The organism is Streptomyces pseudoechinosporeus (genome assembly GCF_054783935.1).
In genome coordinates, this window is the sequence record NZ_BAAGPS010000052.1 from 1 (window position 1) to 23,584 (window position 23,584).

Annotated in this window: 22 protein-coding genes and 1 other RNA gene; 15 read left to right on the forward strand and 8 right to left on the reverse strand. The window is 67.9% G+C overall.

Annotated features, from left to right (window positions below):
- Positions 1 to 110 precede the first annotated feature (110 nt).
- Together prfB and ACYVO6_RS36145 are read left to right on the forward strand one after the other, a co-directional pair.
- Complete coding sequence (gene prfB, locus ACYVO6_RS36140; RefSeq protein WP_461068801.1) at positions 111 to 1,217, forward strand: peptide chain release factor 2; 1,107 nt, start codon at positions 111 to 113, stop codon at positions 1,215 to 1,217.
- 304 nt (positions 1,218 to 1,521) lie between these two features.
- Positions 1,522 to 2,175 carry a hypothetical protein gene (locus tag ACYVO6_RS36145; RefSeq protein WP_461068803.1) on the forward strand — a complete coding sequence of 218 codons (654 nt, stop codon included), beginning with the start codon at positions 1,522 to 1,524 and terminating at the stop codon, positions 2,173 to 2,175.
- Positions 2,176 to 2,300: 125 nt separating this feature from the next.
- Here ACYVO6_RS36145 and ACYVO6_RS36150 read toward each other — a convergent pair whose 3' ends face one another.
- The gene (locus ACYVO6_RS36150) at positions 2,301 to 2,492 is read right to left on the reverse strand and encodes a hypothetical protein (RefSeq protein ID WP_033328281.1); all 192 of its coding nucleotides are present in this window, start codon (positions 2,490 to 2,492) and stop codon (positions 2,301 to 2,303) included.
- A gap of 258 nt (positions 2,493 to 2,750) precedes the next feature.
- On the opposite strand from ACYVO6_RS36150, the gene ftsE reads away from it, so the two are divergent.
- The 5 genes from ftsE to ssrA all read left to right on the forward strand — a co-directional run bounded on the left by ftsE (position 2,751) and on the right by ssrA (position 6,751).
- The gene (gene ftsE, locus ACYVO6_RS36155) at positions 2,751 to 3,440 is read left to right on the forward strand and encodes a cell division ATP-binding protein FtsE (protein WP_328771202.1); all 690 of its coding nucleotides are present in this window, start codon (positions 2,751 to 2,753) and stop codon (positions 3,438 to 3,440) included.
- 131 nt (positions 3,441 to 3,571) lie between these two features.
- A complete protein-coding gene (gene ftsX, locus ACYVO6_RS36160; RefSeq protein WP_033328285.1) occupies positions 3,572 to 4,489 on the forward strand; it encodes a permease-like cell division protein FtsX in 918 nt (305 codons plus the stop codon).
- Between the two features lie 67 nt (positions 4,490 to 4,556).
- A complete protein-coding gene (locus ACYVO6_RS36165) occupies positions 4,557 to 5,747 on the forward strand; it encodes a S41 family peptidase (protein WP_461068806.1) in 1,191 nt (396 codons plus the stop codon).
- 18 nt (positions 5,748 to 5,765) lie between these two features.
- Positions 5,766 to 6,245 (forward strand): SsrA-binding protein SmpB, encoded by a 480-nt coding sequence (smpB, locus tag ACYVO6_RS36170; RefSeq protein WP_461068808.1) that lies wholly within the window; start codon positions 5,766 to 5,768, stop codon positions 6,243 to 6,245.
- A 107-nt stretch (positions 6,246 to 6,352) separates the two neighbouring features.
- Positions 6,353 to 6,751: a transfer-messenger RNA gene (gene ssrA / locus ACYVO6_RS36175) on the forward strand.
- Positions 6,752 to 6,830: 79 nt separating this feature from the next.
- On the opposite strand, the gene ACYVO6_RS36180 is transcribed toward ssrA, so the two are convergent.
- From ACYVO6_RS36180 to ACYVO6_RS36200, 5 genes are read right to left on the reverse strand one after another with little or no spacing between them, the layout of a single operon-like run.
- Positions 6,831 to 7,835 carry a LacI family DNA-binding transcriptional regulator gene (locus ACYVO6_RS36180; RefSeq protein WP_461068810.1) on the reverse strand — a complete coding sequence of 335 codons (1,005 nt, stop codon included), beginning with the start codon at positions 7,833 to 7,835 and terminating at the stop codon, positions 6,831 to 6,833.
- The gene (yicI, locus tag ACYVO6_RS36185; RefSeq protein ID WP_461068812.1) at positions 7,829 to 10,102 is read right to left on the reverse strand and encodes an alpha-xylosidase; all 2,274 of its coding nucleotides are present in this window, start codon (positions 10,100 to 10,102) and stop codon (positions 7,829 to 7,831) included. The genes ACYVO6_RS36180 and yicI overlap by 7 nt, the downstream gene beginning before the upstream one ends.
- 11 nt (positions 10,103 to 10,113) lie before the next feature.
- A complete protein-coding gene (locus tag ACYVO6_RS36190) occupies positions 10,114 to 10,944 on the reverse strand; it encodes a carbohydrate ABC transporter permease (protein ID WP_461068814.1) in 831 nt (276 codons plus the stop codon).
- A complete protein-coding gene (locus ACYVO6_RS36195; RefSeq protein WP_461068816.1) occupies positions 10,941 to 11,906 on the reverse strand; it encodes a carbohydrate ABC transporter permease in 966 nt (321 codons plus the stop codon). Before ACYVO6_RS36195 ends, ACYVO6_RS36190 begins: the two co-directional genes overlap by 4 nt.
- Positions 11,903 to 13,198 carry an ABC transporter substrate-binding protein gene (locus tag ACYVO6_RS36200; protein WP_461068818.1) on the reverse strand — a complete coding sequence of 432 codons (1,296 nt, stop codon included), beginning with the start codon at positions 13,196 to 13,198 and terminating at the stop codon, positions 11,903 to 11,905. The genes ACYVO6_RS36195 and ACYVO6_RS36200 overlap by 4 nt, the downstream gene beginning before the upstream one ends.
- 331 nt (positions 13,199 to 13,529) lie before the next feature.
- On the opposite strand from ACYVO6_RS36200, the gene ACYVO6_RS36205 reads away from it, so the two are divergent.
- Positions 13,530 to 14,390, forward strand: a complete 861-nt coding sequence (locus ACYVO6_RS36205; RefSeq protein WP_461068820.1) for a calcium-binding protein — start codon at positions 13,530 to 13,532, stop codon at positions 14,388 to 14,390.
- 95 nt (positions 14,391 to 14,485) lie between these two features.
- Here ACYVO6_RS36205 and ACYVO6_RS36210 read toward each other — a convergent pair whose 3' ends face one another.
- Both ACYVO6_RS36210 and ACYVO6_RS36215 read right to left on the reverse strand, forming a co-directional pair.
- On the reverse strand, positions 14,486 to 14,998 hold the full coding sequence (locus ACYVO6_RS36210; RefSeq protein ID WP_461068822.1) for a GNAT family N-acetyltransferase: 513 nt from the start codon (positions 14,996 to 14,998) through the stop codon (positions 14,486 to 14,488).
- Positions 14,999 to 15,044: 46 nt separating this feature from the next.
- Entirely contained in the window at positions 15,045 to 16,367 is a 1,323-nt protein-coding gene (locus tag ACYVO6_RS36215) for an MFS transporter (RefSeq protein ID WP_461068825.1), read from the reverse strand.
- Between the two features lie 83 nt (positions 16,368 to 16,450).
- Here ACYVO6_RS36215 and ACYVO6_RS36220 point away from each other — a divergent pair, with 83 nt between their 5' ends.
- From ACYVO6_RS36220 to ACYVO6_RS36250, 7 genes are all read left to right on the forward strand, one after another.
- Positions 16,451 to 17,440 carry a LysR family transcriptional regulator gene (locus ACYVO6_RS36220; RefSeq protein WP_461068827.1) on the forward strand — a complete coding sequence of 330 codons (990 nt, stop codon included), beginning with the start codon at positions 16,451 to 16,453 and terminating at the stop codon, positions 17,438 to 17,440.
- Positions 17,441 to 17,733: 293 nt separating this feature from the next.
- Positions 17,734 to 18,636 (forward strand): hypothetical protein, encoded by a 903-nt coding sequence (locus tag ACYVO6_RS36225; protein ID WP_461068829.1) that lies wholly within the window; start codon positions 17,734 to 17,736, stop codon positions 18,634 to 18,636.
- The gene (locus ACYVO6_RS36230; RefSeq protein ID WP_461068831.1) at positions 18,636 to 20,849 is read left to right on the forward strand and encodes a glycosyltransferase; all 2,214 of its coding nucleotides are present in this window, start codon (positions 18,636 to 18,638) and stop codon (positions 20,847 to 20,849) included. The genes ACYVO6_RS36225 and ACYVO6_RS36230 overlap by 1 nt, the downstream gene beginning before the upstream one ends.
- On the forward strand, positions 20,846 to 22,306 hold the full coding sequence (locus tag ACYVO6_RS36235; RefSeq protein WP_461068833.1) for an acyltransferase family protein: 1,461 nt from the start codon (positions 20,846 to 20,848) through the stop codon (positions 22,304 to 22,306). The genes ACYVO6_RS36230 and ACYVO6_RS36235 overlap by 4 nt, the downstream gene beginning before the upstream one ends.
- Positions 22,307 to 22,410: 104 nt before the next feature.
- Entirely contained in the window at positions 22,411 to 22,659 is a 249-nt protein-coding gene (locus tag ACYVO6_RS36240) for a hypothetical protein (protein WP_461068835.1), read from the forward strand.
- A complete protein-coding gene (locus ACYVO6_RS36245) occupies positions 22,656 to 23,057 on the forward strand; it encodes a DNA-binding protein (protein WP_461068837.1) in 402 nt (133 codons plus the stop codon). Before ACYVO6_RS36240 ends, ACYVO6_RS36245 begins: the two co-directional genes overlap by 4 nt.
- A 208-nt stretch (positions 23,058 to 23,265) precedes the next feature.
- Positions 23,266 to 23,541: a hypothetical protein gene (locus ACYVO6_RS36250; RefSeq protein WP_461068839.1), complete on the forward strand. Its 276-nt coding sequence runs from the start codon at positions 23,266 to 23,268 to the stop codon at positions 23,539 to 23,541.
- Positions 23,542 to 23,584 lie beyond the last annotated feature (43 nt).

A 23,584-nucleotide genomic window follows, 5' to 3' on the forward strand; every position in this document is an offset into this window, starting at 1 on the left:
GCTGGGGAAAGAAACCGCCCGCACGCCCACCCCCACCCACGTGCAGCTGCCGGACCGCCCCCACCCCCACAGCCCCCCTGCTCAACCGGCGGAGCCGTTACGCTGGGGGTGTGGCAGTTGTCGATGTATCCGAAGAGCTCAAGTCCCTCTCCGCGACCATGGAGTCAATCGAGGCCGTCCTGGACCTCGACAAGCTGAGGGCAGATATCGCCGTGCTCGAGGAGCAGGCGGCAGCGCCGTCCCTGTGGGATGACCCGGAAGCGGCGCAGAAGATCACCAGCAAGCTGAGCCACCTCCAGGCGGAGGTCCGCAAGGCGGAAGCCCTGCGCGGCCGGATCGACGATCTGGGCGTGCTCTTCGAGATGGCCGAGGAGGAGGACGACCCGGACACCCGCGCCGAGGCCGAGACGGAGCTCACCGCCGTCAGGAAGGCGTTGGACGAGATGGAGGTCCGGACGCTGCTGTCGGGGGAGTACGACTCCCGCGAGGCACTCGTCAACATCAGGGCGGAAGCCGGCGGCGTCGACGCCGCGGACTTCGCCGAGAAGCTCCAGCGCATGTACCTGCGCTGGGCCGAACAGCAGGGCTACAAGACCGAGGTCTACGAAACCTCGTACGCGGAAGAGGCCGGCATCAAGTCGACCACCTTCGCCGTCCAGGTGCCGTACGCCTACGGGACGTTGTCCGTGGAGCAGGGCACGCACCGGCTCGTCAGGATCTCGCCGTTCGACAACCAGGGGCGTCGGCAGACCTCGTTCGCGGGCGTGGAGGTGCTGCCCGTCGTCGAGCAGACCGATCACATCGAGATCGACGAGTCCGAGCTGCGGGTGGATGTGTACCGGTCGTCCGGGCCCGGTGGTCAGGGTGTCAACACCACTGACTCCGCTGTGCGGTTGACCCACCTCCCCACGGGCATTGTCGTCTCCTGCCAGAACGAGCGGTCGCAGATCCAGAACAAGGCGACCGCCATGAACGTACTGCAGGCGAAGCTGCTGGAGCGGCGCCGGCAGGAGGAGCAGGCCAAGATGAACGCCCTCAAGGGCGATGGCGGCAACTCCTGGGGCAACCAGATGCGTTCGTACGTCCTGCACCCGTACCAGATGGTCAAGGACCTGCGTACGGAGTACGAGGTGGGCAACCCGGAGTCCGTGTTCAATGGCGAGATCGATGGCTTCCTGGAGGCCGGAATTCGCTGGCGCAAGCAGCGGGAGAAGTAAGCGACTTTTACAGACGTCGCTTTGTCGACAGGGCAACTGCCATCCATGGGACGGCAGTTGCCCTTTGTGCAGCCCAATGTCCGGGATTTACGTCACACTCACATGTCGTTTCGGCCGTCATATGACCTTGATCTGGACATCACGGTCGCAACGACCTTGACGATGTTTTGAAGACCAGGAAGGCTGACGCGCGGCATGCGTATCTCTGGGGCGCATGTGAACCGGGGGGCTTCGAAAGCGTCCCTGATGTCGTCGCCCCAGGCGCTGCTCCATTCACGATGAGCTATCTGGGGGTAGCAGGCAGATGACCAAGAAGACGCGGATCCGTATCGCGCGGGTGGCCGCCGGTGCGGTGATCGCCGCCGGCGCTTCGCTGACCGCCGCGGGTGCCGCTTCGGCCCTTGACGTCGGCGTAGAGGTGGGCGGTCTGAACGTCGGCGCGAGCGCCGACGAGAACGGTGTCGATGTCGGCATCGGTGTCGAGGACCCGACGGCCCCGCCCACGGAGATCCCGACCGGCGAGCCGCCCACCGAGGAGCCTCCGACGGAGGAGCCGCCGGCCGAAGAGCCTCCCGCTGAGGAGCCGCCGGCCGAAGAGCCTCCCGCCGAGGAGCCTCCCGCTGAGGAGCCGCCGGCGGAGGAGCCTCCCGCCGAGGACCCGACCGACCCGGGTGACGACGACGGCACGGGCGGTGGCGGCAACGACACCGACCCCGACGGCGGTTCGCAGCCCGTCGAGCAGGAGGAGGGCAAGGAGGGCCTGACCGACACCGGCAGCGGTACCGGCACGGGCGCCTCGGACACCTCCGCTCAGGGCACCGGTGGCGGCGGCGAACTCGCCGAGACCGGCGCCGCCGAGACCACCTTCCTGCTGGTCGGTGCGGCCACGATGATCGCCGGTGGTATCGGCTTCCGCCTGCTGCCCCGCCTCATGAACGGCCGCGGCGCCGCCGCCTGACGCATGTCAGGGGCTGACGTGCCCTAGGCGTACGTACGCGAGAAGGGCCCGGAGTCCAGGATCCTGGACTCCGGGCCCTTCTCGTTGTGCACCTAACGCCTGTGCGCGTAATGCCTCGCCGCTCGCTACGCGGTCTGGTGCGCCAGCAGGGCCACAGCCGCGATCAGTACGGCCAGCAGCGCGATCAGCGCCATGGGGTTCAGGCCCGCGAACGGGCTCTCCTGCTGCAGCCGCTCCCTGTTCGCACGGCAGACAGGGCAACGGCCTTCATTCACGGGCGCGGCACAGTTCGCGCACACCAACCGGTCGTACGTCATGCGCTCGCCCTCCTTGCACCGGTTCACGTAGACAACGCTCTCAACGCTCTCAGGAACGAGAACGTTCCCCCTCCACTGTGCCAGGTTCCCCGGATTTAGGCTCGTGTCCCCTTATCCTTTGCGGTCCTGGCGCATTCGAGCCCTTCCCATGTGTGACAAAACGTGCAACCCTCGCGCAACCCCGACCGGTGACTGCACCCGCCCACCGGGTTCGCGTATGGTCACGCTCACCTACCCCCGCTGACTCGTGGTGCATCCGTGATCCGATTCGACAATGTCTCCAAGGTCTACCCAAAGCAGACCCGCCCCGCACTCAGGGATGTCTCCCTGGAGGTCGAGCGCGGCGAGTTCGTGTTCCTGGTGGGCTCCTCCGGCTCCGGAAAGTCCACCTTCCTGCGGCTGATCCTCCGTGAGGAGCGCGTCAGCCACGGCCAGGTCCACGTCCTGGGCAAGGACCTCGCGCGCCTGTCCAACTGGAAAGTGCCGCACATGCGCCGCCAGTTGGGGACGGTGTTCCAGGACTTCCGGCTGCTGCCGAACAAGACGGTCGGCGAGAACGTCGCGTTCGCGCAGGAGGTCATCGGCAAGTCCCGCGGCGAGATCCGCAAGTCCGTGCCCCAGGTGCTCGATCTCGTCGGGCTCGGCGGCAAGGAGGACCGGATGCCGGGCGAACTCTCCGGTGGTGAGCAGCAGCGCGTCGCCATCGCGCGCGCCTTCGTCAACCGGCCGAAGCTGCTCATCGCCGACGAGCCGACCGGAAACCTCGACCCGCAGACCTCCGTCGGCATCATGAAGCTGCTCGACCGCATCAACCGGACGGGCACCACCGTCCTGATGGCGACCCACGACCAGAACATCGTGGACCAGATGCGCAAGCGCGTCATCGAGCTGGAGCAGGGCCGCCTCGTCCGCGACCAGGCACGCGGCGTCTACGGCTACCAGCACTAGGGCCTGTGTCGGAAGTGGCGCCTGCCTCGCGACGTCTGGCACGCACGCTCGCCCTTCGGGCGGACGGCCACTTCCGACACAGGCCCTCCGCCCCGCCCGCAGCTGTCCATGGAAAGGCCTGAGTAGACGCCATGCGCGCCCAGTTCGTCCTGTCGGAGATCGGCGTCGGTCTCCGCCGCAATCTGACGATGACCTTCGCGGTCATCGTCTCCGTGGCCCTCTCCCTCGCCCTGTTCGGCGGTTCGCTCCTGATGAGCGATCAGGTCAACAACATGAAGGGCTACTGGTACGACAAGGTCAACGTCTCGATCTTCCTCTGCAACAAGAGTGACGCGGAGTCCGACCCCAACTGTGCCAAGGGAGCGGTCACCACCGAGCAGAAGAAGCAGATCGAGACCGATCTGGACAAGATGTCCGTCGTCGACACCGTCGCGCACGAGACCTCGGACCAGGCGTACAAGCACTACAAGGAGCAGTTCGGCGACTCCCCGCTGGCCAGCTCGCTCACCCCGGACCAGATGCAGGAGTCCTTCCGTATCAAGCTGAAGGACCCGGAGAAGTACCAGGTCATCGCCACCGCCTTCGACGGCCGTGACGGTGTGCAGTCCGTGCAGGACCAGAAGGGCATCCTGGACAACCTCTTCGAGCTGCTCAACGGCATGAACTGGGCGGCCCGCGCGGTGATGGCGATGATGCTCGTCGTCGCCCTGATGCTGATCGTCAACACGGTGCGCGTCTCGGCGTTCAGCCGCCGCCGGGAGACCGGCATCATGCGCCTCGTGGGAGCCTCCGGCTTCTACATCCAGGCGCCGTTCATCATGGAGGCCGCCGTCGCGGGACTCATCGGCGGGACGGTCGCGTGCGGGTTCCTGGTGATCGCCAGATACTTCATCATCGATCACGGACTCGCCCTGTCGGAGAAGCTGACTCTGATCAACTTCGTCGGCTGGGACGCGGTGCTGAAGTATCTGCCGCTCATCCTCGCCACAAGTCTGCTGATGCCCGCGCTGGCCGCGTTCTTCGCGTTGCGCAAGTACCTGAAGGTGTGACGCATACCAATGGGGCCGTACTGCCAACGAGGCGTACGGCCCCTTGCCTTGTCCTAGACTCACCGGCATGTCAGGCCGAGACCTGTTCTGTCCGCCCCGCCGTATCCGCCGCGGGGCGGCCCTGACGTTGGTCTTCGCGAGCGTCCTCGCCGCAGGAGCCGCGACCGGCTCTTTCGACGCCTCCGACCGGAAATCCCCTTCCCAGGCCACCGGCACCGCGTCCGTCGGCTCTGCCGGACACGACAAGACCGGACACAACAAGGACGTCGCCGATGCCGCCGCCGAGGCGATGGCCGAGGGCAAGTCGCCCGTGGAGGCGGCCGAGCGCGCCGTGAGCCGCAGCGGCGACCGCTGGGGCGCGGTGTACTCCGAGGGGGAGTACGAGGAGTTCGAGGAGGCCCTCGACGGTGCGTACACGGGCGTCGGCCTGTGGGCCCGGCGTGAGCGCGACGGACGTATCGAAGTGGCCGGCGTGCGGGAGGGCTCGCCCGCGGACGCCGCCGGGATCCGCAAGGGCGACCGGCTGCGCAGCGTCGACGGCAAGCGCGTCGACGGCCGGCCGGTGACGGAGGTCGTCGCCTTACTCCGCGGCGACGCCACCGACGCCGCCGCCGGTACGGTCGTCTCCCTGGGCCTGGAGCGCGGCACGCGCGCGTGGACCGAAACGTTGCGCCGGGCGCGGCTGTCCACGGAGTCCGTGACGGTACGCGAGCTCGCCGCCGACGTCACCGTGATCAAGGTCGCCGCCTTCACCAAGGGCTCCGGAGAACTCGTACGGGACGCCGTGAGCGGGTCTCCCCCCGGCGCCCGGATCGTCCTCGACCTGCGCGGCAACTCCGGCGGCCTGGTCACCGAGGCTGTCACCGCCGCCTCCGCCTTCCTCGACGGCGGCCTGGTGGCGACGTACGACGTACGCGGCGAGCAGCGCGCCCTGCACGCCGAGCCGGGCGGCGACACCTCCAGACCCCTGGTCGCGCTCGTTGACGGCGGCACGATGAGCGCGGCCGAGCTCCTCACGGGAGCCCTGCAGGACCGTGGACGCGCGGTCGTCGTGGGCTCCAGGACCTTCGGCAAGGGCTCGGTCCAGATGCCGAGCCGACTTCCCGACGGCTCCGTCGCCGAGCTGACCGTCGGGCACTACCGCACTCCCTCCGGGCGCAGCGTCGACGGCAGCGGCATCACTCCCGACCTGGAGGTCGAGGAAGGCGTCCTGGAACGGGCCGAGACGGTATTGAGTGGCCTAGGGGACCCCTCGTAGTGCGAAAATGGCCGCACTATGGCTAAGGAAAAAGGGCGCAAGCTGATCGCGCAGAACAAGAAGGCGCGGCACGACTACCACATCCTCGACACCTACGAGGCCGGTCTGGTCCTCATGGGCACCGAGGTGAAGTCCCTGCGCCAGGGCCGGGCGTCGCTGGTCGACGGGTTCGTGTCCCTGGAGGGGCACGAGGCGTGGCTCTACAACGTGCACGTCCCCGAGTACAGCCAGGGCACGTGGACCAACCACAGCGCCCGGCGCAAGCGCAAGCTCCTGATGCACCGAGAGGAGATCGACAAGCTGGAGCAGAAGTCCCAGGAGACGGGCCACACCATCGTGCCCCTCGCGCTGTACTTCAAGGACGGCCGCGCCAAGATCGAGATCGCGTTGGCGAAGGGCAAGAAGGAGTACGACAAGCGCCAGACCCTGCGCGAGAAGCAGGACCGGCGGGAGACGGAGCGCGCGGTGTCGGCGGTACGGCGGCGGCAGCGGGCGTAGTCCCGGAGTCCCGGACGCCACGGGAATACGCTGGCACGTGCCCGCGTTGGTCACGTACGATGGTGACTGCACCCCACAGCGGGTGCGGTGGTTTGAAAAATCAACATGGGGATGATCGGTTTCGACAGCGGCTGTCGAAGCAGGGGAAGCGTGTCGAGGAAGCGGCCATGATCTCGTAAACCACAGGCCGAAAAAAATAATCGCCAATTCCAAGAGCGATCTCTCCCAGAACAAGCTCGCTCTCGCTGCCTAATTAGGCAGTCAGAGCAGCTGTTCTACTAGTGGAGTGCCAGCCTGGGAGTGTTCCCGACCCGGATGCTGGTATCAGCTAGGGAACTAAACCTCGATCCCGGTCACGGGGTGAAGAGGGAAATCAAACAGTGACTGGGCCCGTCGGCGACTTGTTCGCGTGATCGCCGGGGCCGAGAAAAGCGCAGCGAACTGCACACGGAGAAGCCCTGGTTCTGCACCGTTGGACGCGGGTTCGATTCCCGCCATCTCCACAATTCCCATGTGAGACGAAGGCCCGGTGGTCATGACGACCACCGGGCCTTCGTCGTGCCTCGGGCGGGGAGTAAGGACTCGTCAGGGCCGCCGCCCCGTGCTCTCCCGCACTGTCAGCCGCGGTGGCAGCAGCGTGGCCTCCGGTACGGTCGCGCCGCCCAGCTTCTTCATCAGCAGTTCGACCGCTCCGGTGCCCACCTCGGCGGACGGTATGGCGATCGAGGTGACGGGGACGCGGACGCGGGCGGCCAGTTCGTCCGGGCAGATCGCGGTGACGGAGAGATCGCCGGGCACGCGCAGGCCGAGCTGCTCGAAGGCGTCGATGAGGGGTTCGACGATCGGCTCGTTGTGGACGACGACACCCGTCAGCGCCGGGCGCTCGCGCAGGAGTTGCTCGGCGACCTGCCGGGCCGCCGCGGGGTCCGCCTCGCACGGGTGCACCGAGGAGGACAGCCCGTGCCGGTCCGCCGCCGCGGTGAAGCCCCGTACGACCCGCTGGGCGAAGCCCGTCTCCCGTACGTACACCTCGGGCGGCGAGCCCACGAGTGCGATCACCCGGTGGCCGAGGCCCGCCAGATGCTCGACGCACACCTCGCCCGCCGCCTGGAAGTCCAGATCGATGCAGGTGAGCCCGTCGGGCTCGGCCGGGAAGCCGATCAGTACCGAGGGCCGGTCCAGGGCGCGCAGCAACGGCAGCCGCCGGTCGTGGAGCTGGACGTCCATCACGATGAGCGCGTCCACAAGTGCCGTGTCCGCGACTCGTCGCAGCCCGTCCTCGCCCTCCTCCTGGGTGAGCAGCAGTACGTCGTGATCGTGCCGGCGCGCGGTCGTCACCACGGACACCGCGAACTGCATCACCACCGGCACATGGATGCCCGCCCTTAAAGGCACGACCAGCGCGAGCACGTTCGACCGGCTGCTGGCCAGCGCTCGCGCGCCCGCGTGCGGCCGGTAGCCCAGCTCGCGGATGCTGGCCTCGATCCGTTGCCGGGTCTCCTCGGAGATCGGGCGTTTGCCGCTCAGCGCGTACGAGACGGTGCTGGGGGAGACCCCCGCGTGCCGCGCCACGTCGGTGATCTTCACCATGGTCCTTCCTGTTCCGGGGAGTTCAGTTCCAGCGACAGAAATCCGGTCCCGGCCTTCGCCCGCACCGTCCGTCCGCCGGCGGCCAGTCCCCACGGCGCCGCAGGATCGCTCGACGAGGCCCGCAGCGTGTCCCCTTCGCGTACGACCGTGAAGGTCACGCCGTCCACCGGCACCGTGACCTGTGCGCCGCGTTCCAGGCCGTACGCGTGCAGGGTCACCCCGTCGGCGTACGGGTAGTCGGGCCGGTCCTCGACGGCGCCGACCGGGATCACCGCACCCGGCCTGACCAGCAGTGGCACGCTGGAGAACCCGTGTTTCTCGCGCACCCAGCGCGGCCCGGTGACCGTCTGCCCGCTGAGGAAGTGGGTCCAGGTGCCCTCGGGTACGTAGTACGAGACGTCGCCCTCGTCGGAGAACACGGGCGCGACCAGCAGATCGGAACCGAGCATGTACTGCCGCTCCAGATGCGCGCACCCGGGATCGTCCGGGAACTCCAGGACCATCGCCCGCATCATCGGCACCCCCTCCGCGTGGGCGGCGCGGGCAGCCTCGTACAGATACGGCATGAGGCGGAGCTTGAGCCTGGTGAACAGCCGCAGCACGTCGACGGCCTCCTCGTCGAACAGCCACGGCACGCGGTACGACGACGAGCCGTGCAGCCGGCTGTGCGAGGACAGCAGTCCGAAGGCGAGCCACCGTTTGAAGAGGGCGGGTGTCGGTGTGCCCTCGAAGCCGCCGATGTCGTGGCTCCAGTAGCCGAAGCCGGAAAGGCCGAGGGAGAGCCCGCCGCGCAGCGACTCGGCCATCGACTCGTACGTCGCCTCGCAGTCGCCGCCCCAGTGCACGGGGAACTTCTGGCTGCCGGCGGTCGCCGACCGTGCGAAGACCACTGCCTCCCCCTCGCCCCGGTGCTTGCGCAGCACATCGAAGACCGTGCGGTTGTAGAGGTACGTGTAGTAGTTGTGCATCCGCTCCGGGTCGCCGCCGTCCGCGTACGCCACGTCGACCGGGACCCGCTCGCCGAAGTCGGTCTTGAAGCAGTCGACGCCCTGCGCGAGCAGTGCCTCCAGCTTCGAGGCGTACCAGTCGCGGGCGGCCGGGCTCGTGAAGTCGACGAGCGCCATCCCCGGCTGCCACAGATCCCACTGCCAGACGCTGCCGTCCGGTTTCTTCAGCAGATGGCCGAGGGCCTTGCCCTCCGCGAAGAGCGGCGAGCGCTGCGCGATGTACGGGTTGATCCATACGGAGATGTGCAGCCCGCGGTCCTTGAGCCGCTTGAGCATGCCCTCCGGGTCGGGGAAGACCCGCGGATCCCACTGGAAGTCGCACCAGTTGAACTCGCGCATCCAGAAGCAGTCGAAGTGGAAGACGGAGAGGGGGAGTTCGCGCTCCTTCATGCCGTCGATGAAGGAGGTGACGGTGGTCTCGTCGTACGAGGTGGTGAAGGACGTCGACAGCCATAGTCCGAACGACCAGGCGGGTGGCAGGGCCGGGCGGCCGGTGAGTGCCGTGTACTTGCGGAGGATGTCCTTGGGTGTCGGCCCGTAGATGACGTAGTACGTCAACTGCTGGGTCTCGGCGCTGAACTGGACCCGTGAGACCGTCTCCGAGCCGACCTCGAACGACACCCGGCCGGGATGGTCGACGAAGACGCCGTAGCCCGCGTCCGTCAGATAGAACGGGACGTTCTTGTACGCCTGTTCCGTGGCCGTGCCGCCGTCGGCGTTCCACATGTCGACGACCTGGCCGTTCTTGACCAGGGGCCCGAAGCGTTCGCCGAGCCCGAAGACGTTCGTGCCCACACCGAGGTTCAGCTGTTCGCGGAGATAGTGGCCGCCTCCGGCGTCCCGCATGATGCCCATGCCCTTGCGGCCACTGCTGGTGAGAGTGCGGCCGTCGGCGAGGAAGTCGATGTGCCAGGGGCCGTCGCGGGAGACCTTGACGGAGAGGGCGCCCGCGGTGAGGGTCGCGTACTCGTCGTCGTACGAGGCCACCGCCGCGAACTCCTCTTTGGACACCTCGAATTGGGGCCCGCGCGGCTCCTCGCCCTCGAAGTGTGTGAACGTCACGCCGATGACATCGGGCATCGGCGCATGCGCGCTGATCGTCACGACCGGTCCCTTCAGCAGGTCGCCGCGGTGGCGGATGGGCTGGGTCGGCGCGTGGATCTCCAACGTGCCCTGCTCGGCGGCGACATCGAGCACCTCGACCGGATGGGCCGCGGTCACACCCTCGCGCAGCAGCCAGTAGCCGTCGCTGAACTTCACGGGCACACCCCTTACTTGACCGCGCCCACGGCGATGCCGCGGGTGAGCGTCCGCTGGAAGACGAGGAAGAAGACGATGGCGGGCAGTACGCCGAGCAGGGCCGCCGCGTTCGTCATCGTGGCGTCCATCAGGCGCTGTCCCTGGAGCACGCCGAGCGCGACCGACACGGTCTGGTTGTCGTTGGAGATCAACATGACCAGCGGCAGCAGGAACTCGTTCCAGGTCCAGATGAAGAAGAGAACGAGCAGTACGCCGATGGTCGGCCGGCTGACGGGGACCACGATCCGCCACAGCACCTGCCACTTGTTCGCCCCGTCGATCCGGGCGGCCTCGATGATCTCGCGCGGGAACTGCCCGAGAATCGACGACAGCAGATACGTACCGAAGGCTGCCTGGATCACCGTGAACACGATGATCACGCTCAACCGGGTGTCGTAGATGCCGGCTTCCTTGCTCAGGTAGTAGATCGGGTAGACCAGCGCCTCCTGCGGCAGCATGTTCGCGAGCACGAAGAACGCCAGTACCCAGGTACGGCCCTTGATCCGGCCGATGCCGATCGCGTACGCGTTGAGGACGGACAGCACGGCGGCCCCTACGGCCACACTGCCGCTGATCAGGATCGAGTTGACGAGCTTCTGCCCGAAGTCGACGCGCTCCCAGAAGTCCTTCAGGCCGTCGAGATAGAGGCCGTCGGGAAGGCTGAGGGGGCCGTTCGCCGAGTACTCGGCCGGGGACTTCACCGCGTTGACCGCGACGATCAGGAACGGCAGCACCATGAAGGCGGCGGCGATGACGAGGGCGACGAGGACGGGATAGCGGCGTATGAGCCTTGCCTCGGTCATCTGATGAGCCCTTCCTCGGCGTCCTCCGCGCGGGTCTGGAGCTTGAGACCGACCAGGGCCAGCGCCAGGATGATCACGGTCAGTACGGTCGAGATCGCGGCGCCATAACCGACCTGCGTCTTCTCGAAGAACGTGGTGAAGGAGAAGTACGACGGCACATTGGTCGCCCCGCCGGGCCCGCCCTTGGTGAGCACGTACACCGCGCCGAACACCTTGAGCGCGGCGATCGTGCACCACAGGAGGACCACATAGATCTCCGGGCGGATCTGCGGCAGCGTGATGTGCCAGAACCGCCGCCACCATCCGGCGCCGTCCAGCTCGGCGGCCTCGTACAACTGCGGGTCCACGCGCTGGAGTCCGGACATGAAGACGACCAGCGGGAAGCCGATCTGCACCCAGACCATGACGCCCATGACGCTGTAGAGCGCGAAGTCGGGGTCACCGAGCCAGTCCTGCTGGAGGCTTTCGAGACCGATGGCCTTCAGGAGCTCGTTCAGCGAACCGTTGTCCGGCGCCAGGATCCAGCTCCACACGATGCCCGCGACCGCGATCGGCAGCACCTGCGGGAGGTAGAAGCAGGCGCGCAGCACAGCGGCCGTCTTCGTCCCGAAGTGCTTGCCGACGAAGTCGAACAGGGCGGCGGCGAGGACGAGTCCGATGACGGTCGGTACGGCGGCCATGGCGACGACCATGAAGAGGCTGTGCCGGAAGGACGCCCAGAACTCGCTGTCGTCCATCAGCTCGCGGTAGTTGGCGAGCCCGGACCACTCCGGGGAGCCCACGCCTTGCCAGTCGGTGAAGCTCACGCCCGTGTTCATCAGGAACGGCACGACGACGACCGCGAGGAAGGCGAGCACTCCGGGGAGCAGGAACAGGGCGTACGAGTCACGGGGGCGGCGCGGGTGCCTGGTCCCGGAGCGCTTTTCGACGATCCGCCCGCCCCGTTCGACGGTCGCCGTCATTGCTTCGGTACGTCCTTGTCGTACGCCTCCTGAAGTGCCGTGAGGTACTCGTCCGGCGACGCGCTGCCCGTGATCAGCTTCTGCGTCTCGGAGACGAGGACGTCGTAGAAGCCGGGGACGGGCCAGTCGGGATAGAAGGCCAGACCGTCCTTTTCCGCCAGCGAGTCGAAGTTGGCGATCAGCGTCTTGGCCTGCGGGTCCGTGATGGCGGATGTGTCGGCGGCGACCGGTACGCCGCCCTTGTTGCCGAGCAGGTTCTGGATCTTCTCCGACATGGTGATGTCGATGAAGTCGTACGCCAGCTCCTTGTTCTTGGCGCCCTTGGGCACGACCCAGAGGTTGCCGCCGGAGCCGAGGGTCATCTCGGAGCCCGGCCACAGGAAGGTGCCCCAGTCGAACTTGTTCTCCGCGGCGAAGCGGCCGTACCACCAACTGCCGGAGAACAGGATGGGGTTCTTGCCGGAGATGAAGGAGACCGCCGCGTCCTCGACCTTGGCGCCGCTGGTGTCCTTCGCGATGTAGCCCTTCTTCACCCAGTCCGCGAAGGTCTCCGCGCCGTACGTCCAGGCCGCGTCGTGGAAGTCCGTCTTGCCCTTGTAGAGCTCGAAACTGTCGACCCAGGCGCGGTCCGCCTTGGTGAGCGCGAGCTGGTAGAGGTACTGATGGGCCATGTACTCGGCGCCGGCGTTGGCGAGTGGGGTGATGTCCTCGTCGACGAACTTGTCCATGGCGGCGGTGAGTTCGTCGAGGGTGGTGGGCTCCGCGATGCCGTGCTTCTTGAAGAGGTCCTTGTTGTAGAACACCATCGTGTACTCGGCGTAGTTGGGAACCCCGTACCAGTTGCCGGAACCCATCACGCCGTCGGTGCTGTACTGGCTGGTGGTGCGCACGCCGGAGCTGATCTTCTTGTCCCAGCCGCGCTTGGTGGCCTCGCCGGTGAGATCGGTGAGGAGCCCCTGCTTGGAGAGGAGTCCGGCCGTCGCGTTGCCCTTGTTGTACTCCATGATGTCGGGGGCGTCGTCCGAGTTGAGGACCATCGGAGCCGTCTTCTGGATCTGTTCGAAGCCCTTCTCCTCGAACTTCACCTCGACGCCCGGATGCGTCCTTTCGAACTCCTTGATCGCCTCGGCCCAGGCCACGCCCATCGCGCTGTCCGGCCCTTCGTAGTGCCACAGCTTCAGCGTCTTCCCATCGGAAGACCCACTGTCCGAGTCGCCGCAGGAGGCCAGCAGCAGGGCTCCGCTCAGAGCCGCCGCGGCCACCGCCACCACACGCCTTCGTGCCGTCAACATCCTGTGCCTCCAGGGGAGTCGGATGGGTATCGGGACATCACGCAGCGTTCATCGAATCGATTCGATACGTGATGTCGAAGCGCTTCGACGGGGGAAGGTATGTGGGGGCTGGGGGCGCGTCAATGGGGTGGGCGTGGATTGGCGTGAAGTGGGGGTGGGGGTTTCGGTCGTGTGGGGTCGGTTGGTCTCCAGTGAACGGCGCCTCAACGGATTTCAAACTTCCGTGCCGTAGGCAACTAGTGGTGGGCCATGTGAGTCGTAGGTGATTGTTGGGGCTTTTTGAAACTCAACTGACCACAACTGACCACGACTGCCTCACGGAGGCCATGAAATGTTGCGTTCTCACCTCGTCAGCCGCCGCGTATTACGCACCGCCACGACACTGACGCTGGCTCTCGGCGCGGGCCTCGCCCTGCCGACCGCCCTGGCCACCACGGCCGGAGCCGCCGAGTCGTCGGCCACCGCCGTGGTCAGCGACAACGGCCGTGAGCTCTCCTACACGGCCGCCGCCGGCCAGTTCAACAACGTGCTCGTCAACGAGTCGTTCGCCGACGGCTCCAAGGAGACCATCACCTACGTGATCGAGGACATCGTCCCGATCAGCGCGGGGAACGGCTGCGTCTACCCCGACCCCGCGGACCGGGCCAAGGTCTCCTGCACGGTCGCCGCCCTGGACAGCCAGTCCCCGTACACCACCCTGAGGATGGACCTCGGCGACATCGCTGACAGCGTTGCCATCACGAACTCCACCGACCAGGGCTTCCACACCAACGCGTTCGACCTGGGCACCGGCAACGACCGGCTGACCCACACCGGCCCTGTCGACGGCAGTGGCATCAGCGGCGGAGCGGGCGACGACATCATCACCGCGGGCGCGGCCTCCGTGGTCCGCGGCGACGACGGCAACGACACGATCACCACCAGCGGCGACATCGCGGAAGGTGGCGTGGGCAACGACGTGATCAACGGCGGCGAGGGCGGCCAGACCCTGCGCGGTGACGACGGCAACGACACGATCCGCGGCGGGGTCGGCGACGACCACCTGTACGGCGGCAGGGGCAACGACATCCTGTACGGCGACAGCGGCTTCGACTATCTGTGGGGCAACACCGGCGACGACGAACTGTACGGCGGCGCGGACACCGACACCCTCTCCGGGGGCGCGGGCAACAACATCGTCGTGCAGGACTGACGGTTTTCAACGCCCGGGGAACCGCCGGGTCACCCGCGCAGTTCCCCGGGCGGGTTGCTGACGGGGCAGGCCTGCCGGCTCCCCCGTCAGCTTCTTCACCCTCTGCCGAGATCCACCCGCCAGTCGTTCGACATGCTCCAGTGGCCCTTCGGATACTCGAACTCGACCTCACCCAGCAGCTCGAACCCGGCCCGGCGACACACCGCGTTCGACGCGGGATGATCCACGCTCGGAAACGCATGCAGGTACTGATGCTCCCGGAGAGCCCGCGCCGCTTCGACGACCGCGCGGGCAGCCTTCACGGCGAGCCCCCGCCCCTGGAACTCGGGCAACACACCCCACCCCGTCTCCCACACCGCCCTGCCTTGCCACACCCGCTCCCAGAAGCCGATCGAGCCCACCGTCTCGCCGGTGTCCGCCAGCGTGACCCGGTACATCTGCCCCCGATCGAGGCCGAGGTAGCGCTGGTGTCGCGAGGCAAGCTTCTCTTCGCTCTCGGGGCCGCCCAAGTGCTCTGTCATCTCAGGGCTGTTGGTCCTCTGGAGCAGCCAGAAGTCGCCTTCCGCCCAGGGCTCCAGCCGCACCTGCTCCGCGTCCGTGATGTCCATGGCGGTCACCTTAGGACGGGGGTCTGACAACCACTGGCCACGCAGTTCACCGAGCTCCAGGTCGCGCTGTTGCGAGGGCGATCAGCAGAGCGACCGCGGCCGCCGCGACCGGGATCCCGTACCCAGCGGCGGCCGACACCCGCTCCACGACCCACCCACCGACCGCCGAACCACACGCGATCCCGCCCAGCAACCCCGTCACCGCCAGCGTCATCCCCTCGTTCAACCGGCCTTCGGGCGTGCGGTGTTGGACCAGCGTCATGGCCGTGACCATCGTCGGAGCCGTCGCCATCCCGGCCACCAGCAGCGCACCGGCGAGGATCACCAGCGACCCCGTGAGCGTGGCGGCCAGCAGCGGGCCCGACATGAGGACGGCCATCGCGGCGAGGCTCCACGGATAGCGCCGCTCGGCCGGTCCCGCCGGCTTCAGCACCCCGTACAGCAGACCGGCCGCGCCCGAACCGGCCGCCTGGAGCCCGAGAATCACACCCGCCGCCGACCTGTGCCCCTGCGCATCCGCGAATGCGACCGTGACCACCTCCATCGACCCGAAGACGGCACCGGTGGCGAGGAACCCGATCAGCAGAGGGGGCATGCCGGGTGCGCGCAGCGGGGATTTCGTGGCCGTACGAGGACGACCCCGCACCGGTGGCTCCGTGGCCCGCTGGGCGGCGAAGACCAGTACACCCGTCAGCATCAGCACCACCCCGACCAGCGTGCCCGCCTCCGGGAAGAACGTCCCGCACAGGAACGCGGCCAGCACCGGCCCGAGCATGAAACACAGCTCGTCCGCGGCCTGTTCGAAGGAGTTCGCGGTGTGCAGGCCGACCGGATCGCCCTTCAGCAGATGGGCCCAGCGAGCCCGGGACATGCCCCCGGTGTTGGGTGTCGTAGCCGTTGCGGCGTACGCGGCGAAGAGCGTCCAGTCGGGCGCCCCGTAACGCACACAGAGCAGCAGGGCGAGCGAGCCCAGCGCCGCGATCGCCGTCGCGGGCACGGCGATCCGCGCCTGCCCGTAACGGTCGACAAGGCGTGCCGTCCAGGGTGCGACGACCGCGGTCGCCGCCAGCCCGGTCGCCGTGACGGCGCCGGCGAGGGCGTACGAATCCCGCGTTCCCGCGATCATGATGACGGCGCTGATACTGAACATGCCCATGGGGAGACGGGCGATCAGATTCCCGATCGTGAACGCGCGGGTGCCCGGGATGGTGAAGAGGCGGCGGTAGGAGTTGCCTGCGCCGGACTTCCGCCTTGGGCCAGGCGGCTTCCGCCGGGGTCCGAAGTCGGCGGCCACCAAGCTGTCGGCGGTGACGGTGAGGACGGTCGTAGGGCGATCTGTCGCACGGCGATCAGGAGACTGTTGCGGCATGAATCAACCGTCGCCGCTGCCCTGACCAGCGGTCCAACACCTACTCCGTACCGATTGACGCACCTGAGTTGTAAGTTCGCCGGATGCCGTCTTCCCCTGGTCCCGGCGCGGTCGACCCCCGCCTCCTCCGCGCCTTCCTCACCGTCACCGAGGAGCTCCACTTCACCCGCGCCGCCGCCCGGCTGTACGTCGCCCAGCAAGCCTTGAGCCGTGATATCCGGCGTCTGGAACGGGAGTTGAAGGCTGACCTTTTCGTACGCAATACGCGGCGGGTCGCCCTCACTCCCGAGGGCGAGCGGCTGCTCCCGTACGCGCGCCGCGTGCTGGAGGCACAGGACGCGCTGCTGGCCGAGTTCGGGCGGGCCGCGGACGCCGAGCGCCCCCTGCTCGTGGATGTGAACAGCCCGGGCCTGGTGGGCGAGCGCATCCTGCCGCGGGCCCGCGAACTCGCCCCCGACTGCGAGCTGATGGCCCGCTTCGAGAGCGGTCTCACCGGCGCCGCGGCCGAACTGCTCGCCGGCCGGCTCGACGCGTCCTTCGGCCGGTTCGCGGGCCTGGACCCGGCGATCCGCGAGCGCCTGGAGCAGCAGCCCGTACGGTACGAGCCGATGGCGATCGTGCTGCCCGAGGGCCATCGGCTCGCTGACCTGGACGTTGTGCCGCTGGACGCGCTGGCGGGTGAGTACGTGTACGCCGGCGCCGGAAACCCCCGTACCCCGGAGTGGACCGACCTGGCCCGGCAGCTCTTCGAGGGACGCGGCATCGAGATCGCGCCGCCCGCGCCGCTCGCCGTGGGGACCCAGGAGTTCCAGCGGATCATGGCCAAGACGCGGACCCCCGTCCTCGCCGTGGTGGATTTTCCGGCCATGCCCAAATCGATACGGAGGCCTCTCGTCGATCCCGTACCCCTGTCGCCTGTGTCACTGGTGTGGAAAAAAGGGCTGCTGCACCCCGCGATGGAGGCACTCCGTGCCGCCGCCGCGGAGCTGGCGGAGGCGGAGGGGTGGCTCCGGCGACCGGCAGACGGATGGATTCCGGCCATGGATGAGCTCATCATGACGCAATGCACCTGACACGTGGCACGCACATAACTCCCACGTGCGCTACATTCGTGGGCCGGGTGCATGTGGTAACAGGGGGGCGCCCGGATCGAGTGGGGACTCGATCCGGACAAGTAGGTACGTAGTGCCCGGACTCGTACGCGCCCGATCAGTCCCGTAGGGGGATGTGCGTGCGCGTGGAAAAGTGGCGAGAAGACGCCCAAATGGCTGGGGGGCATACCGACCGGCCGGACAGAGGCGGAGCAGATCCGTCGACCCGCCTAGCTGCGGGGGATTCGTTTCATGGTGGTTCTGGCGATATATCCATGCCCAAACAGCGAGACAGCCGAGACGGCGACGACAACGACCGTCACATAGGCGATGAGCAGGACACAGAGCAGGACAGTGGCGACGGTCAGCCATCAGGCGACGGCCGGGGCATAGGAGAGACCCGGCAGTTCGCCCCGCCGGAGTTCGAGCATGCTCATGACCCAGACGAGGTCACGGTCCAGCTCGACGTCGCCGGCGCGCGCCTGGAGGACTGGCTGGTCCAGCAGGCCAAGGGTCCCCGGGGTGCGCAGGGCGTCCAGGAGCCTTCGGACGGTCCGGTCTTCGTCGACGAGACGGGCCGTCGCAGCCGCAGATACCGCCGTATCGGCATGGCCGTCGGCCTCGCCTGCGCGGTCTACGCCGTCGTCATCATCGTCACGCTGCTGTCGGGCAACTCCAGCGCGCCCTGGCTCCCGGTGCCGGGCAAGGAGGACGACAAGCCGGCCAGCAGGGTCGACTCCCCGACGTTGCCGCCCGCGTCCGCGGACCCGTCCGCTCCGGCGAACCCCTCGGCCGGGCCGAACCCGTCGGCCGACCCGGGTACGACCTCGGCACCGGGCGTCGACCCCTTGCCGAGTACGTCGGTCAGCCCCACGGAGTCGGACGAGCCCACCGAGCCCGAGCCCTCGGACCCCGCCACGGAGCCGGAGCCGACCGTCGACCCGCCGACCGGGCCCGACCCCACCAACGACCCCACCGACGAGCCCACGACGCCGACTCAGGACCCGGACCCGGACCCGACGCCGACCGACGACCCCACGGTCGATCCCCCGCCAGACGGTTCCGACTCCGTCGCCGGCGGCCAGCCTGCGGGCGACACGGCCTCCGTCGAACCGATCGGTGTCATTGACGTCATCGAGCAGCCCCCCGCCCCGTCTTCCCCGGAGATCATCCTCTGATGGCATCTCGCTCCAGCCGTCGCAACAAGGCCTCCGGCGCAGTACGCCGTCGTCGCCTGCCCATGCGCTACCTGCTGCCCTCGCTCATCCTCGTCGCCCTGATGGCGATGCTGATGCTGCGCGGCTTCGTCCACAGCGAGATCCTCGCGGACTACCGCATCAATTCCCCCGCGGCCAACGACCGGGTCCCCCAGGAGGTCCTGAAGGGCGGCCCGGTCATCGACACCCGTCGTGGCGGCACCGAGAGCCGGGACGACGTACTGGACCGTCGTATGGTCCTCACCTTCGATGACGGTCCGCACCCCGAGTGGACGCCCAAGATCCTCGACGTACTGAAGAAGCACGACGCGCACGCGGTGTTCTTCATCACCGGCACCATGGCCTCGCGCTATCCGGACCTCGTCGAGCGCATGGTCGACGAAGGCCACGAGATCGGCCTGCACACCTTCAACCACCCCGACCTCTCCCTCCAGTCCAAGCGCCGCATCGACTGGGAGCTCTCCCAGAACCAGCTGGCGCTCGCGGGCGCGGCAGGCATCCGTTCCTCGCTCTTCAGGCCGCCGTACTCCTCCTTCGCCGACGCCATGGACAACAAGTCCTGGCCGGTCACCGAGTACATCGGCAGCCAGGGCTACATCACCATCGTCAACAACACCGACAGCGAGGACTGGCGCAGGCCGGGCGTCGACAAGATCATCCGCAACGCCACGCCCAAGGGCAACAAGGGCGCGATCGTCCTGATGCACGACTCCGGCGGTGACCGCTCGCAGACCGTCGCCGCGCTCGACAAGTTCCTGCCCCAGATGAAGGACAGGGGCTACCAGTTCGAGAACCTCACCAAGGCTCTCGGCGCACAGAGCGCCCACACCAAGGTCACCGGCCCTGAGCTGTGGAAGGGCAAGGCGTGGGTGTACGCGGTCCAGGCCTCGGAGAGGATCACCAGCGTCCTCGTCGTCGGCCTCGCGATCATCGGCGTCCTGGTCTTCGCCCGCTTCGGCCTGATGCTCCTGCTCTCCGCCGTCCACGCCCGCCGCGTACGGCGCCGCGACTTCCGCTGGGGCCCCCGCGGACCGGTCACCGAACCCGTATCGGTGCTGGTTCCCGCGTACAACGAAGCCAAGTGCATCGAGAACACGGTGCGCTCGCTGATGGCCAGCGAGCATCCCATCGAGGTCATCGTCATCGACGACGGTTCCAGCGACGGCACGGCCCGCATCGTGGAGGGCCTGCGCCTGCCGAACGTACGCGTCGTGCGCCAGCTCAACGCGGGCAAGCCCGCCGCACTCAACCGCGGTATCGCGAACGCCCGTTACGACCTCATCGTGATGATGGACGGCGACACGGTCTTCGAGCCGGCGACGGTGGGCGAGCTCGTCCAGCCCTTCGCCGACCCGAGCGTGGGCGCGGTGGCCGGCAACGCGAAGGTCGGCAACAAGGACTCCCTCATCGGCGCCTGGCAGCACATCGAGTACGTGATGGGCTTCAACCTCGACCGCCGTATGTACGACATCCTGCACTGCATGCCGACGATCCCGGGCGCGGTCGGAGCCTTCCGGCGCTCCGCCCTGGAACGCGTCGGCGGCATGAGCGACGACACGCTCGCCGAGGACACGGACATCACGATGGCGATGCACCGTGACGGCTGGCGCGTCGTGTACGCGGAGAACGCCCGCGCCTGGACCGAAGCACCGGAATCCGTCCAGCAGTTGTGGTCCCAGCGCTACCGCTGGTCGTACGGCACGATGCAGGCGATCTGGAAGCACCGCCGCTCGATCATCGAGAAGGGCCCCTCGGGCCGCTTCGGCCGCGTGGGCATGCCGCTGGTCTCCCTGTTCATGGTGGTGGCGCCGCTCCTGGCCCCCTTGATCGACGTATTCCTCATCTACGGGCTCGTCTTCGGCCCCACCGGAAAGACGATCGGCGCCTGGCTGGGCGTCCTGGCCATCCAGGCGGTCTGCGCGGCGTACGCCTTCCGCCTCGACCGCGAACGCATGACCCATCTCATCTCGCTGCCGTTGCAGCAGCTCCTCTACCGCCAGCTCATGTACGTCGTCCTCCTCCAGTCCTGGATCACCGCCCTCACCGGCGGCCGGCTGCGCTGGCAGAAGCTGCGGCGCACGGGGGTTGTGGGGTCGGCGCCGGGTGGTTCGGCTCCTGGTGCGGTGCCCGGGCAGCGGGCGGCGCGTGGGGATGAGCGGAGGCCGGTGGGATGACGCAGGGGTATAGGGAAGGGGAGGGCACGGGGGCGGGTGCGTCGCCGTACGAGAACTCGTACTGGACGTCGTATGAGGAGACGTACGGGCAGCCGAACGGGGAGATACCCGGGCAGTCGTACGGGAATGGGCACGTCCCGCAGGCTCCCCAGGCCACGCAGGCGATTCCGCAGCAGAGGTGGGACGAGACGCAGCCGCTGTCGGAGGTGCCGGAGGCGGCAGCGGTACTGGCCGCCGAGGCCCCGTCCGATACCAGGACCAAGGCATCGACCAAACCGTCACCGACCCGTCCGGGCCGTGACCGCTATCTCGATCTTCTCCGCTCCATAGCCCTGGTCCGCGTGGTCGTCTACCACATCTTCGGCTGGGCCTGGCTGACGGTTGTCTTCCCGTCGATGGGCGTGATGTTCGCGCTGGCGGGCGCCCTGATGGCGCGCTCGCTGAGCCGTCCGGCGTGGGGGGTGATCCGCGGCCGTGTCCGCCGACTCCTGCCGCCGCTCTGGGCGTTCAGCGCGATGGTGCTCGCGATGATGTTCGTGGGCGGCTGGAACCCGTCCAAGGACGGCGACGGCCTGGGCTGGCTGGGCGTGGTCAACTACGTCATCCCGATCGGCGCCCCGCCCTACCCCTGGCAGATCGGCTCCGAGTCGGGCCTGCTGGAACAGACTTGGGCGGTCCAGGCGGCGGGCCCGCTCTGGTACCTGCGCGCGTACCTCTGGTTCGTGATCGCCTCCCCGCTGCTGCTGTGGGCGTTCCGCCGCGTCCCGTGGGCAACGCTGCTGGCCCCGCTGGCGCTGACGGCGGTGGTCGGCACGGGGATCGTGAAGATCCCCGGCGAAACGGGCAACGCCGTCACGGACTTCGCGGTGTACGGCAGCTGCTGGATCCTGGGCATGGCCCACCAGGAGGGCGTACTGAAGAAGATCCCGCGCTACGCGGTGGTCTCCATCGCGGTCCTCCTGATGGCCTTCGGCCTGTGGTGGGCCTCAGGCCACCTGGGCCCCGACGGCTGGGACCTGAACGACATCCCCCTGGCCCAGGCCGCCTGGTCCCTGGGCTTCGTCGCGATCCTGCTCCAGTACTCCCCGTCCTGGCAGACCCTGCCCGGCCGCCTGGCCCACTGGGACAAACTGATCACCCTGTCGAACAACCGCGCCGTAACGATCTACCTCTGGCACAACCTGCTGATCATGGCGACGGTGCCTCTACTGGACACCCTCTACAAACTCCCGTTCATGGACGACCGCTTGTCCAACGCCCTGACCACGACGTACACCCTCTGGATGTTCGTCCTGGTATGGCCGTTGATCGGCCTGATGATCGTGGGCGTGGGCTGGCTCGAGGACTTGGCGGCCAAGCGGGGGCCTCGGCTTTGGCCGGATGGGGCGAAGAAGGGCGGGAGTTGGGGGCGGGGGCGGTCGGGGGCAGGGTCACGGGGGCGGGCTCGGGCGCGGTAGCTGCGGCGGTGCCGGGCGTCCACGCAACGACCTTGCGGCCCACCGTGTGCGGACGCACGCCGGACTGAGACGTCTGGGCGCGCATATCGCAGTATGCTCGCGTCATGGCGGATACGACACGGATCACGGTGACACTGCCGACCGAGCAGGTCGCCGAGCTGAGGAAGCTCACCGACAACGTCTCCGGCTATGTCGCCGAGGCAGTGGCGCGTCAGCTGCGGCACCAACTGCTCGGTGCCGACTTGCTGCGCCACCAGGAGGAACACGGGGCCTTCACCGAGGAGGAGCTGGCGGAGGCTCGCTCCAAGATCTTCGGAACGACGGACGCCGACGGGTCGGCGAGCGCTGCGTGAACGAGCACGTCGAGACCGTCGTCCTGGACTCCCAAGGACTCTCCGCCTGGATCGCACAGGATCGCAAGATCCTTGCGATGTTCCAGGTGTTCCACGCGATGGGTGCCGATTTCGTCATCGGAGCCAACACCATCGTGGAAGTCAGCCATGCGCGGGTGAACATGCCTCGGCTGCGATGGACGCTGTCTCGCGTCAAGGTCGAGCCGGTCACCGAGGATGCGGCGAAAGCTGCCGCGGAACTGCTCAAGGCGGCAGGTCTGCACGGCCACAAGTACGCGATCGACGCCACTGTCGCCGAGGCGGCACTGCGCCAGCCGGGTCCAGTGGCCGTACTGACGTCCGACGTCGATGACATGGCCCGGCTGTGCGGTGACCGCGTCCGGCTCATCGGCATCTGAGTCGGGTGGACAGCGGGGATATGACCTCCGATGCGCCTCCACTGGGAAAACGGTGGTCTCCGTTGACCTACCGTGTACCGAGGGGATGGGCCTGCACGCCACCGGTGCCCGGGATCGGCGTGTGGCGACGTGAGTTCGCCCCAACCTGGTCGCCCTTGGCGATGAGTGACGACTCCTGGGCCTGCAGCGAACCCTCTAGGGTCGCCGCATGACGTGGAGCGAGGCGGAGTACTGCGAGTATCTGCAGTCCGAGCGGCGTGGCTATGCGTGGGTGATGCGGCGGCATGGCGGTCTGACACCGGCGGAGGCCTGGGCTGAAGCCTTGGAGAGCTACCCCTACGAGCCGATCGATACGCCGTACCGTGGGCTTGTCTTTCATGACGAGGCGTGGCATTGGGCGATGCTGAGGATTCACGGGGATCGGTACACGCTGGAGCGGCCCGAACTGGCCGAGCCGTCAGCCGAGTACAGGGCTCTTGAGTGAACAACCGCGCCGCACAGCCCTCAACTCCGGGGGCGCCCTGGGG